The following is a 17629-nucleotide window of genomic DNA, read 5'->3' as shown; positions in this document are numbered from 1 at the left end:
CGTGGGCGCACATTCAGGTCATGAACACGACCCTTGCACCCATCGCCCCGACAGCAGCCCTCTTCCCCGTGATCGAACGGGTCGAGACCATGCTGGTCGACCTGCCGACCATCCGGCCGCACAAGCTGTCGGTCGCGACCATGACCGGCCAGACGCTGATGCTGGTGAAGGTCCATTGCAGCGACGGAACGGTCGGCATTGGCGAGGGTACGACGATCGGCGGGCTTGCCTATGGCGGCGAGAGCCCGGAAAGCATGAAGCTTGCGATCGATACCTATTTTGCGCCTGTCATGGTCGGTGAGGACGCGACCCACGTGAAGGCGCTGATGGCGCGCATCGGCAAGGCGATCAAGGAAAACCGTTTCGCCAAGAGCGCGGTGGAAACGGCGCTGCTCGACGCCCATGGAAAGCGCCTGGGTCTGTCGATCAGCGAACTGCTCGGCGGGGCACTGCGCAAGCGCCTGGCGGTCGCCTGGACGCTGGCGTCGGGTGACACGGCCAAGGATATCGCCGAGGCCGAGAAGATGCTCGAGCTACGCCGTCATCGGATCTTCAAGCTGAAGATCGGTGCCAGGCCGCTGAAGGACGATATCGCCCATGTGGCGGCGATCAAGAAGGCGCTCGGCGAGCGCGGCGCGGTGCGCGTCGACGTCAACATGGCCTGGAGCGAATTTGAGGCCGCCTACGGCATGGCAGCGCTCGCCGATGCCGGATGTGAACTGGTCGAGCAGCCGGTGGCTTCGACCGCAGCGCTCGGTCGCCTCGTCCGCCGTTTCCCGCTGGCGCTGATGGCCGACGAGTCCCTCACCGGACCCGAGAGCGCCTTCGAGATCGCCAAGACCAAGGGGGCCGACGTCTTCGCGGTCAAGATCGAACAGAGCGGAGGTCTGTTCAATGCGCAGCGCGTGGCGGTCATCGCCGATGCCGCGGGCATTGAACTCTATGGCGGCACGATGCTGGAAGGTGGTGTCGGCACAGTGGCGTCAGCCCACGTGTTTTCCACCTTCGCCAAGCTGCAATGGGGCACGGAGCTCTTCGGTCCGCTGCTTTTGACCGAGGAAATTCTGGCGACGCCGCTCGACTACAGCGACTTCGAGCTGACGGTGCCGGATGCTCCAGGGCTCGGGATCGAACTCGATGAAGATCGGCTGAAATTCTTCGCGCGCGACGGGCTGCGCAAGACGATCAGCGTTGCGAAGTAAGGACTGAGCCATGCTGTTTCACGTCAGAATGGATGTTCGCATTCCCCACGATCTGCCTGCCGAGCAGGCGGCGGAGATCCTCGCCCGGGAAAAGGCCTATTCGCAACAGCTGCAGCAGAGCGGCAAGTGGCGGCATATCTGGCGGATCGCCGGGCAGTACGCGAACTACAGCGTCTTCGACGTGAAGGACAATGCCGAGCTGCACGAGATCCTCTCGGGGCTGCCGCTGTTCAAGTTCATGCAGATCGAGGTCACGCCGCTGCTTCGGCACCCATCCTCGATCCGCGAGGACGATAGCTGAGAATTTGTGCGTGCCGCGGCCGGGAGGTTTGGCAAGCGGCTTGAGCTTCAAGACAATCCAAGTGGAGGAATTGATATGAACGTGAAGATTTTCGACAAGCCGGAGACTCAAGCTTTCCTGAAGGTTCTCAGCGGCCTCGACAAGGACGGCGGCAACCCGCGTGTCAAAGAGATCGTGCACCGGCTGATGTCTGACCTGTTCAAGGCGATCGACGATCTCGACATCACCCCGGACGAATACTGGACCGGTATTGCCTGGCTGAACGAGATCGGCGCTGCCGGCCAGGCCGGCCTGATCTCGCCCGGCCTCGGCCTCGATCACTTCCTCGATGAACGTCTCGACGCGATCGACGAAGCGCTCGGCATCGAGAATCAGACGCCGCGCACCATCGAAGGTCCGCTCTATGTCGCCGGCGCACCGGCCTCGGAAGGCTTCGCCCGTCTCGACGATGGCCGCGACACCAATGGCCAGACGCTGATCATGCACGGCACCGTCTATGATGCCGACGGCCAGCCGCTGAAGGGCGCGACGGTCGAAGTCTGGCACTGTGACACCCGCGGTTTCTATTCGCACTTCGACCCGACCGGCCTGCAGGCGCCGTTCAACATGCGCCGCACGATCGTCACCGACGCCAAGGGCTGTTACAAGTTTCAAAGCATCGTGCCGCACGGCTACGGCGTGCCTCCGGGAAGCCCGACAGAGCAGCTGCTTTCCGCCCTTGGCCGTCACGGCCAGCGCCCGGCCCACATCCATTTCTTCATCAGCGCCGATGGGCACCGCAAGCTGACGACCCAGATCAACATCGCCGGCGACCCGCTGGTCAACGACGACTTCGCCTATGCGACGAGGGATGGCTTGGTGCCTGACGTCACCGAGCGGACCGACGAGGCGAGCATCAAGGCGAACAACCTCTCCGGCCCCTTCGCCGAGATCGAATTCGACATCCATCTCACCTCACTGGTGAACGGCGTCGACAACCAGATCAACGAGCAGCGTAAGCGCGCTGCCGCCTGATCACCTCTGCGGCGGCCGACTGAGCCGCCGCCCCCTGACATCAGACATTGTTGCAATCGCTAGAGCCGAGCACGGATCAGCCGTTTGCGGGAGAAGAACCATGTCCGCCGTTATCGACAAAGCCCAAGCCCTCGACGACCTGCTCGCCACCGCGGTCGAGGACGATCATGAGGCCGGCACGTTCCGCTGCCGCCGCGACATCTTCACCAGCGAAGACCTCTTCGAGCTGGAGATGAAGCACATCTTCGAGAGCAACTGGGTCTATCTCGCCCACGAGAGCCAGATCCCCGAGAACAACGACTATTACACCACCTATATCGGCCGGCAGCCGGTTGTCGTCACCCGTGACAAGACGGGCGAACTGCACGCCGTCATCAATGCCTGTGCCCATCGCGGCGCCATGCTCTGCCGGCGCAAGCACGGCAACAAGGGCAGCTTCACCTGTCCCTTCCACGGCTGGACCTTCTCCAACACCGGCAAGCTCCTGAAGGTGAAGGACGAGAAGACGACGCAGTATCCGCCGCAGTTTGCCAAAGACGGTTCGCACGACCTGAAGCGCGTTGCCCGTTTCGAGAGCTATCGCGGCTTCCTGTTCGGCAGCCTCAATCCTGATGTCACCTCGCTCGAGGACTATCTCGGCGAAACGAAAGTCATCATCGACCAGATCGTCGACCAGGCGCCTGACGGTCTCGAGGTACTGCGCGGCAATTCCTCCTATATCTACGACGGAAACTGGAAGCTGCAGATGGAGAACGGCTGCGACGGCTATCACGTCAGCTCCGTTCACTGGAACTATGCCGCCACTATGGGCCGGCGCAACGAGGAGGGCACAAAGGCGGTCGATGCCTCGAGCTGGAGCCGCTCGATTGCCGGCGTCTACGGTTTCGACAACGGCCACATCCTGCTCTGGACCAACACCATGAACCCGGAGGTCCGGCCGATCTACAGCCACCGCGAGGAGATCAAGGCGCGCGTCGGCGAGGTGCAGGCGGATTTCATCGTCAACCAGACCCGCAATCTCTGCCTCTATCCGAACGTCTTCCTGATGGACCAGTTCAGCACGCAGATCCGCGTCACCCGTCCGATCAGCGTCGACAAGACCGAGATCAGCATCTTCTGCTTCGCGCCGAAGGGTGAAAATGCGGCCGATCGCACGCTGCGCATCCGCCAATACGAAGATTTCTTCAATGTCTCCGGCATGGGCACGGCCGACGATCTCGAGGAGTTCCGCGCCTGCCAGCAGGGTTACGCCGGCATCACCGCGCTCTGGAACGATCTCTCTCGCGGTGCGCCGCTCTGGATCGACGGTCCGGATGAGAACGCCAGGCGCATGGGCATCGCACCGTTGCTCTCGGGCGAGCGCAGCGAAGACGAAGGCCTCTTTGTCCGCCAGCACGAATATTGGGCGAAGGTGATGCGCACAGCACTTGCCTCCGAAAAGCAGGGAGCGGTCGCATGACGATCTCCTATGACACCGCCTGCGCCTTCCTCTATCGCGAAGCGCGCCTGCTCGACGACCGGCAATGGGACGAATGGCTGACCTGCTATGCGCCGGACGTCAGCTACTGGATGCCGGCCTGGGACGACGACGATCAGTTGACCGAAGATCCGCAGTCGCAGATCTCGCTGATCTATTACCCGAGCCGCGATGGCCTGGAAGATCGCGTCTTTCGCATCAAGACCGAACGCTCTGGAGCGTCCACGCCGGAGCCGCGCACAAGCCACAACGTCACCAATGTCGAGCTTGTGGCCGATCGCGGCGAGGAGGCGGACTTCCGCTACAACTTCCACACGCTCAACCACCGCTACAAGGTCACCGACCACTTCTTCGGGACCATGTTCGTCACGCTCCGCAAGAGCGGCAGTGAACTGCTGATCTCACGGAAGAAGATCGTGTTGAAGAACGACTACATCCGCCAGGTCATCGACGTCTACCACATCTGACGGCCGTCGCCTGACAGGAATGGGAGGAACAACCATGGCCAGCTACAGGATCGCTTTGAATTTCGAGGACGGCGTCACCCGCTTCGTCGAATGCAGGGACGATGAGAAGGTGCTCGACGCCGCCTTCCGCAACAAGATCAACCTGCCGATGGACTGTTCGGACGGGGTTTGCGGCACCTGCAAGTGCCGCGCCGAAAGCGGCGCCTACGACCTCGGCGACGACTTCATCGACGATGCGCTGACAGCGGACGAGGCGGCAAGCGGACTGGTGCTGACCTGCCAGATGAAGCCGTCGAGCGACTGCGTCATCGCGGTGCCGACGACAGCAGCGGCCTGTAAGACCGGACAGCAGAAGTTTACGGCGAGTGTGGCAAGCGTCGTCCCGCACAACGATGCGGCGATCGTGCTCGAACTGGATATCGAGGGCGCTGCAGCGCCGGCCTTTCTGCCGGGGCAGTACGTCAACATCGACGTGCCCGGCAGCGGCCAGAGCCGTTCCTATTCCTTCTCCTCGGCATCGGGCGAGACGCGCGTCGGCTTCCTGATCAAGAAGATCCCGGGCGGGCTGATGAGCACGTGGCTGGAACACGCCGAAGTCGGCACGAAACTGGAATTGACCGGGCCGCTCGGCAGTTTCTATCTGCGCGAGGTTCAGCGCCCCCTGCTCTTCCTCGCCGGTGGCACCGGTCTTGCGCCATTCCTGTCGATGCTTGAGGTTCTGGCCCGCACCAACCCGGAGCAGAAAGTGCATCTGATCTACGGCGTCACCCGCGACCTCGATCTGGTGCTTGTCGACGAGATCGAAGCCTATACCAAGCGGCTTGCCAACTTCACCTTTGACACGGTGGTGGCGGATGTCGCCTCCAGCCATCCGCGCAAGGGCTGGGTGACCCAGCACATGCCCGAGGACGTGCTGAACGGCGGCGATGTCGACGTTTATCTCTGCGGCCCGCCGCCTATGGTGGACGCAGTGCGCAAGCATCTCGACGACACCGGCGTAAGGCCCAACAGTTTCCACTATGAGAAGTTCACGCCCAATGCGGTGGCGAAGGAGGCAGCATGACCTCCGCTCGTTTCGAAGGACGGTTTGCCGGCAAGGCAATCGTCGTCACCGGTGCCGCGCAAGGGATCGGCCGCGCCGTGGCGCTGCGTGCCGTGGCTGAAGGCGGCAAGGTTCTCTTTGTCGACCGCGCCGATTTCGTGTCCGAGGTGGCGGCGGAGGCCGGCAGTGAATGGGCGGCTGCCTTCGTAGCCGATCTTGAAACGCACGAGGGGGCAGCCGCAGCAATGCACTTTGCCGCGGAAAAATTCGGCGGCATCGACATCCTGATCAACAATGTCGGCGGCGCCATCCGCATGCGTCCCTTTGCCGAATTCGAACCGGTGCAGATCGATGCAGAGATCCGCCGCTCGCTGATGCCGACCCTCTACTGTTGCCATGCGGTGCTGCCGCATCTCTTTGCCCGCGGTGGCGGCACCATCGTCAACGTGTCGTCCAATGCCACACGCGGCATTCACCGCGTGCCCTATTCGGCGGCCAAGGGCGGCGTCAATGCCATCACCCAGTCGCTGGCGATGGAGCTTGCCGACCGCAACATCCGCGTCGTTGCCACAGCACCGGGCGGAACCGAGGCGCCGCCGCGCCGCATCCCGCGCAATGCCGAAGGCGACAATGAGGCCGAGAAGGCCTGGATGGGCGACGTCGTCGCCCAGGTGAAGCAGTCGAGCTTCATGAAACGCTACGGCAGCATCGAAGAGCAAGCGGCGCCGATCCTGTTCCTGGCCTCCGACGAGGCCTCCTACATCACCGGCAGTGTTCTGCCGGTCGCCGGCGGCGATCTCGGCTGACGGACCTTTTTCAACGCGCTAACACCTGGGGAGGAGATGATGCGCACGATCGATGTGAATGAAGCAATTGACGGGAGCCCGCTTGGGAGCTTCCAGTGGATGGTGGTAGTGCTCTCGGCGCTGCTGTTGATCGTCGACGGTTACGACGTCTTCGTCGCCGGCACGGTGCTGCCGACGCTGATTGCCGAATGGGGCCTGAGCAAGCCGCAGGCCGGCGCGCTGCAGGCCTGGGCGCTGTTCGGCATGATGTTCGGGGCGCTGATCTTCGGCCCGCTCGCCGACCGGATCGGCCGCAAGAAGGGAATCGCCATCAGCTTCCTGCTGTTTACGCTCTCAACCCTTTTGACCGGCTTTGCCAATTCGCCGGAGCAATTCAAGATCTTCCGGTTCTTCGCCGGTCTCGGCTGCGGCGGCTTGATGCCGAATGCGGTGGCGCTGATGAACGAATATGCGCCGAAGCGTCTGCGCGGCACGCTGGTGGCGCTGATGTTCTCCGGCTATTCCGTCGGCGGCATGGTCGCTGCCGGCCTCGGTATCGGCCTCATCCCGTCCTATGGCTGGAAGCCGATGTTCTTCATCGCCGCCGTGCCGCTGCTCCTCTTGCCAGTGATCCTCTGGAAGCTGCCGGAATCGCTCGGCTTCCTTATCCGCCAGGGCAAGCAGGAAGAGGCCAAACGCATCTATGCCAAGATCGATCCGAACGCGCGTCTCGGTACCACCGACAGGCTGGTCTTCTCCGAGAGGAAGGGGGCCTCGGCATCGGTGCTGGAACTCTTCCGCCATCAGCGGACCCTGCGCACCGTGATGCTCTGGGTCGCATTCTTCTGCTGCCTACTGCTCGTCTATCTCTTGTCGTCCTGGCTGCCGAAGGTGCTGCAGGAAGCTGGCTATGCCGAGAAGGCGAGCCTGCTCAGCCTGTTCTCGCTGAATTTCGGCGGCATGGTCGGCGCCATTGCCGGCGGTTGGCTCGGTGACCGCTTCGGCCTGCCCAAGGTGGTGGTCGGTTTCTTCGTTGCCGCCGCCTTCTCGATCGCGCTGATCGGCTTCAATCCGCCGACGGGTGTCCTGTTTCTGATGGTCTTTGTTGCCGGCGCCACCACGATCGGCACGCAGATCCTGCTCTATGCCAGCGTGGCGCAGCTCTACAACCTGTCGGTTCGCTCCACCGGTTTGGGCTGGGCCTCCGGTGTCGGTCGCATCGGCGCGATCGTCGGCCCGACGCTCGGCGGCGTGCTCCTGGCGCAGGAGCTTCCGCTGCAGCAGAACTTCGCGATCTTCGCCGTACCGGCGGCGATCTCGGCTGTCGCCATGCTGGTCTTCGCGGTCAGCAACGCCCGCCGCGTGGAGATCGCGCGACTGGCGGCGGCATAGATCGAGGCGAGGCGGCCGGGCCGCGAAGGGATCGGTTGCCGCCCCTTGAGCGCGCGCTGTCGATATCTACCTATTGCAGCGCGCGTACCACCCGAGGCGCGATGTTGCGCCAAGAACGACAAAGCCGCCATTGCTGGCGGCTTTCCCGATTGGAGTTCCTGTTTCATGGCCTATCTCGACTTGTCCAGCCATCGCCTTCACTACCGCATCGAAGGCGACCAGAGCGGCAACGCGCCCTGGCTGCTCTTCTGCAATTCGCTCGGCACCGACCTCTCCATGTGGGATGCGCAGATCGCCGATCTGTCGCCCCATTTCCGCGTGCTGCGCTACGATCGCCGCGGTCATGGCCAGTCCTCGGCGCCGCCGCCGCCCTATGCGCTCTCCGACCTCGGCCAGGATGTGCTCGCGCTCATGGATGGCCTGGGGATCGAGCGGACACATTTCTGCGGCCTGTCGATCGGGGGCCTGACCGGACAATGGCTAGGTATCCATGCCGGCAAACGTTTCGACAAGATCGTGCTCTGTGCCACGGCGGCGCGGATCGGGACGCCCGAGAGCTGGGCCACCCGCATCGACAGCGTTCGGGCGGACGGTCTCGCAGGGCTCGCCGCGGCCACGGCAGAACGCTGGTTCAGCCCGCAGTTTGCAGCCAGCCATGCAGAAGCCGTCGATCGCATTCTGGGCGCCTTCACCGCCACCTCGACGGACGGCTACATCGGTGGCTGCACCGCGCTCGCGGGCGCGGATCTGGAGGAGATCGTAGCGATTGCCAACCCCGTGCTCGCCATCTCCGGCAACGGCGATCCGGTATGCCCGCCGGCGGACCTCGAATATATCGCCGCCCGGGTGCAGCGAGGCCGGCACCTGTCGCTGCCTGGTCGGCATATCGTCAATATCGAGTCGGCAAAGGCCTTCAATTCGGAGCTTCTCGACTTCCTTCGGCCATAGGTGCCGCGCAGATCCGTCACTTGATCGGAACGAGCGGCGACGGCTTCGCCGACGGTGCCAGTCGCAAGCTCAGACGTGGCTCCGAACAATCCTGAAAGCGGTCAATCATGAAGGCGGCGACCAACGTCCAGGCGGGCCGCGTCAGCCATCGAGCCAGGCGGCCAGACTGTCAAGCGTCTGCAGCCCGTACTCCACCGCGCCGAAGTCGATGACCGCTTGGCGGCGCTCGCGACTTGGGTGAAGCTGGCGCAGGGTCAGCACGGTCTTGCCGTCGGCCTGTTCATCGAAAGTAATCGTCATATAGAAGCGATCGGGGTCGTCGGGCTCAGCAGTGCCATAGTCCACTACGATCAATTCGTTGGGCACGATCTTCAGGAAGCGCATCAGACTGGGGAAGCGCTGCTGCCGACCATCAAACTCGCCCACCATGTCGAAGCGCCATACCCCGCCCTCACGGATGTCAGCCTCATGGTTCTCGATGCTGAAGCCAGCCGGGCCATACCATTGTGCCAGCGCTTGCGGGTCCATCCAGGCGGCGAAAACCTTTTGTCGCGGGTGCTTCAGCACCTTGACCAAAACGATTTCGCGGTCGGGCGACCAGGTCTCAAAAATCGGTTCCATTGCCGTTCCCTACGTCTTGTCCAGATAGGCTTCCAATCGGTCGAGCCGTTCGGCCCAACGTCGTCGCTCCGCTTCCATCCAGGTTGCCGCCTCTTCGAAGCGCCCCCGCTCCAGTCGACACCAGCGGCTGCGGCCACGTTTCTCGCTTGCGATAAGTCCGCAATCTTCAAGCACCTTGAGGTGCTGGGCGAAGGAGGGCAGTGCCATGTCGAAGGGCTCGGCAAGGACACTCACGGGCATCTCCCCGTCCGCAAGCCGTGAAACAACGGCGCGGCGCGTCGGGTCGCTGAGTGCATGGAAGGCAAGGTCAAGCGGGGTCGAATGATAGGGCATGCGCCACACTAAAGCGGACCGCGCACGCGCGTCAATGATAATAAGGTACTTGCCTTTGTATTCGGGTGAAATTAATAAGGCATCTACCTTACCATTAGGAGAGGCCAATGTCAGTTCGTGTCGATCTCAACATTTCCCTGGACGGTTTCGCGACAACCACAGATCAGACCCCGGACAATCCGTTTGGCGCTGATTGGCCGCGTCTGGTTGCCGCCTATGCTGCGACCCGAACGATGCGGGAGCGCGTGTTCAAGGACACGTCCGGAGCGGGCACCACGGGCGTCGATGAGCAATATGCGCAGTCATACTTCTCAAACATCGGTGCTGAGATTATGGGCGCCGCCATGTTTGGATTTCACGCTCACCCAAACGATCCCGACTGGCGCGGCTGGTGGGGGGAAGAACCTCCGTTTCGCGTCCCGGTCTTCGTGCTCACGCACAAGCCGCGGCCTCCGATCGAGATGGCCGGAGGCACCACATTTCATTTTCTGAACACGTCCCTTGCCGATGCACTCCAGCAGGCGACGAGCGCCGCGGACGGTAAGGATGTCCGTATTGGCGGCGGACCCACGGTCGTGCGCGCCTATCTCAAGGCAGGCCTTGTCGATAGCTTGCATGTGGCAATCACACCCATCCTGCTCGGGCGGGGTATCCGTCTTTGGGACGATCTGCGCGGGTTGGAGGCCGGCTACACCGTCAAGGCAGAAACGGCCGAGAGTGGGACCGTCCACCTCACGTTTCAGCGCTAGCAGCGGACCAGAGCGATGGCAGCTTCTCGTCTCCTCGGACGATGCCATCTCTCCGGGCAAGACCGAAATCGAACAGACCGAGCGCAGGGCGACGCGTGTCATCGCCCTGTGGCCAGTATGACGATGCTATCGATCCGCCAGTGTTTTCTGCAGGGCCTCACGGGCAAGCTTGGCGATATCCGCATGGATCTCCACGCGAGGCCGTTCCGTCGGTTCGCAGATCGGATCGACCTCGCCGAAGGATTTAAGCAGTTCGGCAGCGCCGTCCTTGCATATCGGCAGGAAGCTGAAGTGGTCCGCTCCGGCGACCGTGGCATAGGAGCCCTTCGGCGTCAGCGCCGCCAGCGGCTCGGAAGCGACCGCAAGCGGGATCGTCTCCTTGCTGCCGAGATTGATGAAATGCATCGGGATCGCGATCGCCTTGAGGCTGTCTTCCACATAGGCCTGGGCGAGGCCGGGGTCGACGAGTACGGCGCCTTTGATCCGAGGATCCCGGTTCGACTGCTCGAAACGCGCCTTGTCGACGGTGCGAAGATCGAGCTTGTCGACGTCGACCGGCGTGTCGTCGACATAGCCCCTGCCGCCGACGAACCAGGCGCAATCCCACTTGCCGTAGCTGTCGCAGTAGCCGGCATAGGCCTCGAGGCTCGCTCTTGCCCCTGAAATCTCCATGGCGGTCGAGCCGCCGAGAGAGAATCCGAGGACGGCGATCCGCCCGGGGTCGATTGCAGCGCTCCATTGCGGATCCCGGGTGAACGTGTCGATCAATGCCGAGAGGTCGGCCGTCCTTTCCCAAAGCTTCGGCGTGTTGGCAGGCGTCGAGTCGCCGCTGGTGGTGCCGGGATGGTTGGGGCCGGCGACGATGAAGCCGGCCGCCGCGAGCTCGGCCGCAAGCCAGCTCATCGCCTCGACGCGGCCGCCCGAACCATGGGACAGAACCACCAGCGGATACCGGCCCTCGCGCAAGGGGGCGTTCTTCGATGCGGGCGATCCCTCGAAGATGCGATTGTCGCCGACAAGCACCGGCTCACCGCCGGCTTTGGCGGGATACCAGACGGTGACGGCGAGTTGGCGTTCCCGCTTCGGTGCGGCAACGTCGATCTCGCGGACGCCGACGTCATCGGCTTGCGCCGAGGCGGCCAGGCTCAGAAGGAAGGCAGCGGCGGGAATGAACTGGAGGAGGGGCATTGGGCATCTCGCTGTGTTGGAAAAGACGGCCGATCGTCACCGACGCCCCGCTTGTCCGCGTCCTCGATCGCGATTGAGGTCGTCCCGAATCGCGATCTGGGCAATGATCCGCCCATCGAAATGCCTGCTTGCCGCTCGCCTGCCTGCCGTTTGTCTGCCCGCCTTTGTCTGCCCGCCTTTGTCTGAAGGACATGCCTTGATCTTTCTGCCGCTCCCGTTCGTCGTCGCCTTGCTGCTTCTTATCCTGCTTGCGTTCATGCTGCATGGCGACGAGCCAGGGCGGCGCAACCGGCCGTTCCTCGCTCTGGTGGCGCTCTGTGCGCTCCAGTCGGTGATCGTCGGGCTGCGTTGGGGCTATGACGTCACTGCGTTGAAGTTTGCGCTGCCGGTGCTTGCGAGCGGTGTGCCGCCGCTGGTGCTTGCGAGTTTCCACAGCCTGATCCGCAGAGACGAGCGCAGTGCTGCTGCGGCGGGGTGGGTCCATGCGGCGCCGACGATCGGTATGTTCGCGCTCGTGCTGTTCGCGCCGCGCTACATCGATTTCGCCTTGATCGTCGAATATGTCGGATACGCGCTGGCGCTCCTGAACCTGGCGCGCGTCGGTACGGATGCGCTGGAGGAAGCGCGCTTCGAAGGTGCGGCCGCGGCGCACCGCGCCTTGCTCATTGCCGCGTTCTCGCTCTGCCTTTCGGCGCTCTTCGATCTTGCGATCCTTCTGGATTTCGAATGGACGAGGGGCGCGAATATCGGCCTCATCGTCAGTAACGCGAACTTGCTGGGCCTGCTCTTCATCGGGCTGACAGCCATGGTCGCGGACCGTGCGCGTGCGCTTCCGGCCGCCGGCGCGGTCACCGACGAGGATCCTGTTGCAAAGCCGCAGGACCGCGAAATCCTCGACAGGATCGATCAACTGCTCGTCAGTCAGAAACTGGCCCGCGACGAAAACCTCACCTTGTCACGTCTGGCGCGGCGCGCGGGCCTGCCCGCCCGGCAGATATCGACCGCCGTCAATCGGCTGGCGGGCAAGAACGTCTCGCAATACATCAACGATATCCGGATTGCTGAGGCCTGCCGGCTGTTGCGCGAAACCGACATGTCGGTGACCGCGGCCATGCTGGAATCCGGCTTTCAGACGAAATCGAATTTTAATCGCGAGTTTCGCCGCGTCACCGACTTGAGCCCCGTCGCCTGGCGCGAGCAGAACCGGACCGGAGCGCTTGCCGCCTGACTGATGCCATGGCGATGCCCGGCCGCGGTGCGGCCGGGCTGGTTGGAGGCAAGGTGTGCGGTGACGTACTTGCGACGGTTACTGCTGGTCTGCGGCATTGTCGCCGATCGTGATCGCAACATCCTTCGTCTTGCCGGTCCGCCATAGGCTCAGGTTCTTCGAGGTGCCGGGCGAGAGGTCGGCGACCATGCGCGACAGGTCACGCGGCGACTTCACCGGGTTGCCGCCAAGCGCGATGATGATGTCGCCGGCCTTGATGCCGGCCTTGGCGGCGGGCGTTCCGCCATTGACGCCGGCAACGAGCGCGCCCTCCGGCTGGGCAAGGCCGATGGCGTCGGCGATATCAGCCGTGACCGGCTGTATCTGCACGCCGATGAAGCCGTGCTGGATCGAACCATCCTTCATCAATTCAGTGACGACCTTCTGCGCCTGGTCCGAGGGGATGGCGAAGCCGACGCCGACGCTACCGCCGTTCGGCGAATAGATCGCCGTGTTGATGCCGACCACCTGGCCCTTTGCATCGACCAGCGGTCCGCCGGAATTGCCGTGGTTGATCGGGGCGTCAATCTGGATGAAATCGTCATAGGGACCGCTGTGCAGGTCGCGGCCGCGCGCCGAGACGATCCCCGAGGTGACCGTCGTGCCGATGCCGAACGGGTTGCCGATCGCCAGCACCTGGTCGCCAACCCGCAAGGTGTCGGAATCACCCCAGGCAACTGTTGCGAGCGGCTTCGGCGCCGTGATCTTCAGGACCGCGAGGTCGTTCTTCGGGTCGGCGCCGACAAGCTTGGCCGGCACTTGCGTGCCGTCGTCGAGCGTCACCATGATGCTCGATGCCTTGTCGATGACGTGGTTGTTGGTGACGACGTAGCCGTCCGCGGTCACGATGAAACCTGAGCCGAGCGCTTCGGCCCGTTGAGGCTGACGCTGCTCAGGCGCCTGGTCCGGCAAGGGGATGCCCTGATCGTGGAAGAATTGGCGGAATTGTTCGTCGAAGGGCGAGTTTCCGCCCGGTTGCGTCGGTTCGCTCGTGCCCACGTTGTCGGCCTTGATCACGGTCGTCACGGTGACGACCGCCGGCTTGTCTGCCGACACGACCGGCGCGAAGGATCCGCCGGATGTGGCCGGGACTGCAACGGCCGGACTGGCCGCCGCAGCGACCACGTCATGGCCTGTGAAGGCTGCTACGGACAAGGGCGCAATGATGACGGCTGCGCCAAGGAGGGCGGCAGCTCGATACCTCGTGAGAATGTTTGACATGATCCTGTTCCTTTCGCTGCCTGTTTGCCGGACGAACTTGGCCGGACGCAGCCCGAGCCAGGTCGGGTCTGCGGCGCACCGTCGGCCGGCATTGGATTAAGTGGGCGGTCTGGTTGCCGAAGGACCAGGCCCTTGAGCGGGCCCGGCCCCATCGGTTACGGCTCACCCGAAACCGGGTGAGCCTCAACGTGTCGGTCAAGCCATTCGGGCGATGTCGCGGTCGAGATGGCGAACGTCACCCTGGAGCCGGGCGTAGGACTGGGCCGGCAGCATGCCGTGATGGGCGGCGGCGGTCTTGACGGCGTCGGCGCGCACAGCACCGTCTTCGCGTTCAAGCTTCCTGTAGTTTGCTGCCGTCAGCTTGCCCTGTTCGCGGTCGGCGTTGATGCGGTGGTTGTCGACCCGGAGTTCATGCAGGACGTGATCGAGCCGCGTCGATGCCATGTGGGTCGGTGTCCGGTAGACCGGCATGGCCGGGGTTGCCATGTCGTCCTGGGCGAAAATGCCCTGGTAGTAATCGCCGGTATAGGCACCCTTGTCGTTGTCGCGGCCGAAATCGTGGTGATCGGCAGCAAAGGCGGCACCGCTTAAGAGAACGAGGGCGACGGTTGCGATGGTGGTGGTCTTGAAAGGCGAGCGCATGACTGCATCTCCTGAATTGAAGGAAGCGCCGCGCGCTTCCGTTCGAGGCTGTCTCCTATTGTCGCGTCACGGCCGAAGCGGTCGCCGGCAATATTCAGCCTCGAAAATGAAGGTATTACTTCCATGCGCCGCCGTCATGTTAATAACGCGTAATATTTCGGCAAACATCTCCGGAAATCCGCTTCATTAACATTATTTAATAAAGGCCAATTCGCTCCCGATTGACGGATATTCTTTCCCCAAGCGCGTATTGTGGCCCTTTTGCGGCCGCCCGCCCGCGCCTTTTCTAGTCAATCGAGCCTAGGGCTGAGGGCGCGGAGGAGGGAGCTACGATCCAGCATAGTGGGCGCGCGGCCGGATCAGATCGCCGCTGACGACCTGTTCCATCGCGTGCGCGAGCCAGCCGACGGTGCGTGCAAGGGCGAATATCACCATCGGCGCGTCATCGGGTAGATCATAGGCGGCAGCGAGCGCCGCCAGAGAGAAGTCGAGATTGGCCGGTTCTCCGAGCAGTTCCTCGCCGGCCTCGGCCAGCGCGGCATAGAGCGGCGGCACGTCGAAGCTCGACATGATGGCCTTCGCGCGCGGGTCGCCGTCCGGATAGAGCCTGTGGCCGAAAGCCCGGACCACGCCGTCCGAAGACAGCATGGTACGGATCGCCTCGCGCACCCCGCCCACGGCCGCCTGTTCGGCAAGCCGCGTGACGCTCAGCCAGGCGCCGCCGTGCCTGGGGCCGGTGAGGGTGGCAAGACCCGAAAGTGTGGCGGCGGAAAGTGCGGCGCCGGACGACGCGGTGACCCGTGCTGCAAAGGCGGAAACGTTGAGCTCGTGTTCCGCCGTCAGCACCAGGCATCGACGGATCGGCTCCGCCACCTCCGGCCGCTCCCAGCCTTGCGCCAGGCGCTCGTGCAGCGGCACGGTTTCCCGCGACGGCGCAAGCCCGGCGGCAACGGTCGCCAGCACCTCGGCGGCCTCGGCCTTCAGGATGGCGGGCCTGCGTCCGAGCGCCGGCAGGTCGGCTTCGATGCGCCCGGCGAGAAGCGTAAAGGTCGTTGCTAGCCGCGATTGGCTGCTGCCGGGATCGTGCGCTGGAACAACAACCGCCGCCGGTGTCAGCCAGAGCAGGGCGGCGACCTCCTCCAGGGTTGCTGTGGTGGCAAGTTCGATCGCGTTGCTGCCGCGGTAGGAGAGCTGCCCTCCGGCGATGCTGGAGATCGTCGTTGGCAGTACCGGCTCGCCCCAGCGGATCGTCTCGGCCGCCACGACCGCCGCCTGCCGCCTGCCGGCGTGGCGCTCGGCCAGCCGGTGCACGTCGTCGGCCTGGTAGAGGCTGCGGCGCGGGTCGGCAGGGTCGGGCTTGGCGCGAATGCGGCCGCGGCTGACATTGGCATAGAGCGTCTGCCGTTTGCTGCCGAGCTTGGCGAGCGCCTCTTCGGCGGTGATCCAGAGTGTATTCATGTTGATCAATTGCATCAAGATTGACGTCAATAGGTCTAGGTCGGATCATCCTCGGCGTAAAGGAGAAACTTGATGATGAAGAACGGACTTGAAGACGTCGTCGCCGCCGAAACGCAGCTCTCCCATGTTGACGGCGAGGCGGGTCAGTTGATCATCCGCGGCGTCTCGCTCGATCACCTGGCCGGCCACGCAAGCTATGAGGATGTCGTGGCGCTGTTGTTCGAGGGGCTGCTGGGGCCGATGCCGGACCGGGTTGAACTCGCGAAGCGTCTGGGTGAGAAGCGAGCGGAAGTGTTCGCCCATATTGGCGCCATCGACGATGCGTTGCTGGAACTGCCGCCGGTCGACATCATGCGCGCGCTCATCGCCCGGCTCCCGGATGGGGAGGACCTCGATACGGCCCTACGTCTGCTCGCCGCGCCGGCCGTCTTCCTGCCGGCGGCGCTGCGCATGAAGAGCGGTGAAGCTCCGGTCGCGCCGACGCCGGCGCTGTCGCACGCCGGCGATATCCTGGCGATGCTCTGTGCCAAGGTGCCGAGCAGACAAGAAGTGGCGACGCTCGACGCCTATCTGGTGACGATCTCGGACCACGGCCTCAACGCCTCGACCTTCGCCTCGCGCGTGGTCGCCTCCACCAAGGCCGGTCTCACCTCTTCGGTGCTTGCCGCCATCGGGGCGCTCAAGGGGCCGCTCCATGGCGGTGCGCCTGGTCCGGTGCTCGACATGCTGGACGCGATCGGAACGCCTGAGAATGCGGCGGCCTGGCTTTCCGACGCGCTCGACCACGGCGAACGGCTGATGGGCTTTGGCCACCGTGTCTATCGTGTCCGCGACCCCCGCGCCGATGCGCTGAAGGGCGCGCTGAAACGACTGATCGCTGCGCATCCGGCCAACCGCGATCGCATTCAACTGGCAGAAGAGGTCGAACAATCGGCGCTCGCCGTCCTGAAGGTGCGCAAGCCCGACCGCCCGCTCGACGTCAACGTCGAGTTCTACACGGCGCTGCTGCTCGATGCGCTGAGCTTCCCGCGCGACGCCTTCACCGGCGTGTTCGCGATCGGTCGCACCGTCGGCTGGATCGCCCATGCCCGCGAGCAGGCGCTGGAAGGCCGCCTTATCCGGCCGCGTTCGCTCTATGTCGGGCCGCTGCCGCAACAGGCCGCGTGAGTGTTCTATGCTGAGGCGGAGACCATCCGCGCATTTCGCAGGTGTTGTTGAAAGAACGCCTTCAGGTCGCGGAAGTCATCGAAACCAAGGACGGTCGCAAAACGGGCGACCGTCGTCGGCGAGACGGCGCAGGCAAGCGCGATCGAGCGGGCGCTGCCAAAGGCGACGAGGTCCGGCTTTGCCAGCGCGACCAGGGCGATCTGTTCGAGCTGCCGCGGAAGTCTGAGCGCCCTGGACGCAAACATCCTCTTTAGCTCCCCCATGTCGCCGGGGCGCCTTTGCGCCGCGTTCGTTTCGGCAACCGCATTTCCATGGCTTGTCGACACGGTGGTGCTCTCCATCACATTCCTCCTCA

General features: G+C 63.8%; 18 protein-coding genes and 1 pseudogene. 12 read left to right on the top strand and 7 right to left on the bottom strand.

The features are described from left to right. The first annotated feature begins 20 nt into the window (after positions 1 to 20). The 9 genes from ASE71_RS01445 to pcaD all read left to right on the top strand — a co-directional run bounded on the left by ASE71_RS01445 (position 21) and on the right by pcaD (position 8628). The gene (locus ASE71_RS01445) at positions 21 to 1202 is read left to right on the top strand and encodes a muconate/chloromuconate family cycloisomerase (RefSeq protein ID WP_060521858.1); all 1182 of its coding nucleotides are present in this window, start codon (positions 21 to 23) and stop codon (positions 1200 to 1202) included. A 10-nt stretch (positions 1203 to 1212) separates the two neighbouring features. Further along, positions 1213 to 1503, top strand: coding sequence for a muconolactone Delta-isomerase (gene catC / locus ASE71_RS01440; RefSeq protein ID WP_034801725.1), 291 nt, complete (start codon positions 1213 to 1215; stop codon positions 1501 to 1503). A 75-nt stretch (positions 1504 to 1578) separates the two neighbouring features. Next, positions 1579 to 2517: a catechol 1,2-dioxygenase gene (catA, locus tag ASE71_RS01435; RefSeq protein WP_034801723.1), complete on the top strand. Its 939-nt coding sequence runs from the start codon at positions 1579 to 1581 to the stop codon at positions 2515 to 2517. A 100-nt stretch (positions 2518 to 2617) separates the two neighbouring features. After that, positions 2618 to 3976, top strand: coding sequence for a Rieske 2Fe-2S domain-containing protein (locus ASE71_RS01430; RefSeq protein ID WP_060521859.1), 1359 nt, complete (start codon positions 2618 to 2620; stop codon positions 3974 to 3976). Next, positions 3973 to 4461: a benzoate 1,2-dioxygenase small subunit gene (gene benB / locus ASE71_RS01425; RefSeq protein WP_034801721.1), complete on the top strand. Its 489-nt coding sequence runs from the start codon at positions 3973 to 3975 to the stop codon at positions 4459 to 4461. The genes ASE71_RS01430 and benB overlap by 4 nt, the downstream gene beginning before the upstream one ends. A 34-nt stretch (positions 4462 to 4495) precedes the next feature. Continuing rightward, on the top strand, positions 4496 to 5524 hold the full coding sequence (gene benC / locus ASE71_RS01420) for a benzoate 1,2-dioxygenase electron transfer component BenC (RefSeq protein WP_034801720.1): 1029 nt from the start codon (positions 4496 to 4498) through the stop codon (positions 5522 to 5524). After that, entirely contained in the window at positions 5521 to 6309 is a 789-nt protein-coding gene (gene benD / locus ASE71_RS01415) for a benzoate diol dehydrogenase BenD (protein ID WP_034801719.1), read from the top strand. The genes benC and benD overlap by 4 nt, the downstream gene beginning before the upstream one ends. Before the next feature lie 36 nt (positions 6310 to 6345). After that, positions 6346 to 7680 carry an MFS transporter gene (locus ASE71_RS01410; RefSeq protein WP_082566574.1) on the top strand — a complete coding sequence of 445 codons (1335 nt, stop codon included), beginning with the start codon at positions 6346 to 6348 and terminating at the stop codon, positions 7678 to 7680. Positions 7681 to 7845: 165 nt separating this feature from the next. Next, a complete protein-coding gene (gene pcaD, locus ASE71_RS01405) occupies positions 7846 to 8628 on the top strand; it encodes a 3-oxoadipate enol-lactonase (protein WP_060521860.1) in 783 nt (260 codons plus the stop codon). A gap of 141 nt (positions 8629 to 8769) precedes the next feature. Here the strand turns inward: pcaD and ASE71_RS01400 are convergent, their stop codons facing one another. Both ASE71_RS01400 and ASE71_RS01395 read right to left on the bottom strand, forming a co-directional pair. Beyond that, complete coding sequence (locus ASE71_RS01400) at positions 8770 to 9249, bottom strand: SRPBCC family protein (protein ID WP_034801716.1); 480 nt, start codon at positions 9247 to 9249, stop codon at positions 8770 to 8772. Positions 9250 to 9258: 9 nt separating this feature from the next. Next, on the bottom strand, positions 9259 to 9582 hold the full coding sequence (locus ASE71_RS01395) for an ArsR/SmtB family transcription factor (RefSeq protein ID WP_060521861.1): 324 nt from the start codon (positions 9580 to 9582) through the stop codon (positions 9259 to 9261). Positions 9583 to 9689: 107 nt separating this feature from the next. Here ASE71_RS01395 and ASE71_RS01390 point away from each other — a divergent pair, with 107 nt between their 5' ends. Next, positions 9690 to 10331, top strand: a complete 642-nt coding sequence (locus ASE71_RS01390; protein WP_060521862.1) for a dihydrofolate reductase family protein — start codon at positions 9690 to 9692, stop codon at positions 10329 to 10331. A gap of 126 nt (positions 10332 to 10457) precedes the next feature. Here the strand turns inward: ASE71_RS01390 and ASE71_RS01385 are convergent, their stop codons facing one another. Next, complete coding sequence (locus ASE71_RS01385; RefSeq protein WP_060521863.1) at positions 10458 to 11519, bottom strand: alpha/beta hydrolase family protein; 1062 nt, start codon at positions 11517 to 11519, stop codon at positions 10458 to 10460. A gap of 196 nt (positions 11520 to 11715) precedes the next feature. Here ASE71_RS01385 and ASE71_RS01380 point away from each other — a divergent pair, with 196 nt between their 5' ends. Further along, positions 11716 to 12747, top strand: a complete 1032-nt coding sequence (locus tag ASE71_RS01380) for a helix-turn-helix domain-containing protein (RefSeq protein WP_034801707.1) — start codon at positions 11716 to 11718, stop codon at positions 12745 to 12747. A gap of 81 nt (positions 12748 to 12828) precedes the next feature. On the opposite strand, the pseudogene ASE71_RS01375 reads toward ASE71_RS01380, so the two are convergent. The 3 genes and pseudogenes from ASE71_RS01375 to ASE71_RS01365 form a co-directional block, all read right to left on the bottom strand. Beyond that, positions 12829 to 14007 (bottom strand): annotated as a pseudogene (locus tag ASE71_RS01375) (Do family serine endopeptidase); the annotation flags it as partial. 195 nt (positions 14008 to 14202) lie between these two features. Further along, positions 14203 to 14649, bottom strand: a complete 447-nt coding sequence (locus tag ASE71_RS01370) for a hypothetical protein (protein WP_060521864.1) — start codon at positions 14647 to 14649, stop codon at positions 14203 to 14205. A gap of 327 nt (positions 14650 to 14976) precedes the next feature. Beyond that, positions 14977 to 16107, bottom strand: a complete 1131-nt coding sequence (locus ASE71_RS01365; RefSeq protein WP_060522062.1) for a citrate synthase — start codon at positions 16105 to 16107, stop codon at positions 14977 to 14979. Positions 16108 to 16182: 75 nt separating this feature from the next. Here ASE71_RS01365 and ASE71_RS01360 point away from each other — a divergent pair, with 75 nt between their 5' ends. Further along, positions 16183 to 17274 (top strand): citrate synthase/methylcitrate synthase, encoded by a 1092-nt coding sequence (locus tag ASE71_RS01360; RefSeq protein ID WP_060522061.1) that lies wholly within the window; start codon positions 16183 to 16185, stop codon positions 17272 to 17274. A 5-nt stretch (positions 17275 to 17279) separates the two neighbouring features. On the opposite strand, the gene ASE71_RS01355 is transcribed toward ASE71_RS01360, so the two are convergent. Continuing rightward, positions 17280 to 17629, bottom strand: a 350-nt coding sequence (locus ASE71_RS01355) for a hypothetical protein (RefSeq protein WP_320410575.1), incomplete at its 5' end; no start/stop codon positions are given.

The organism is Ensifer sp. Root954 (assembly GCF_001429005.1).
Classification (GTDB): Bacteria; Pseudomonadota; Alphaproteobacteria; order Rhizobiales; family Rhizobiaceae; genus Ensifer; species Ensifer adhaerens.
This window is presented reverse-complemented; position numbering and strand designations above follow the sequence as displayed.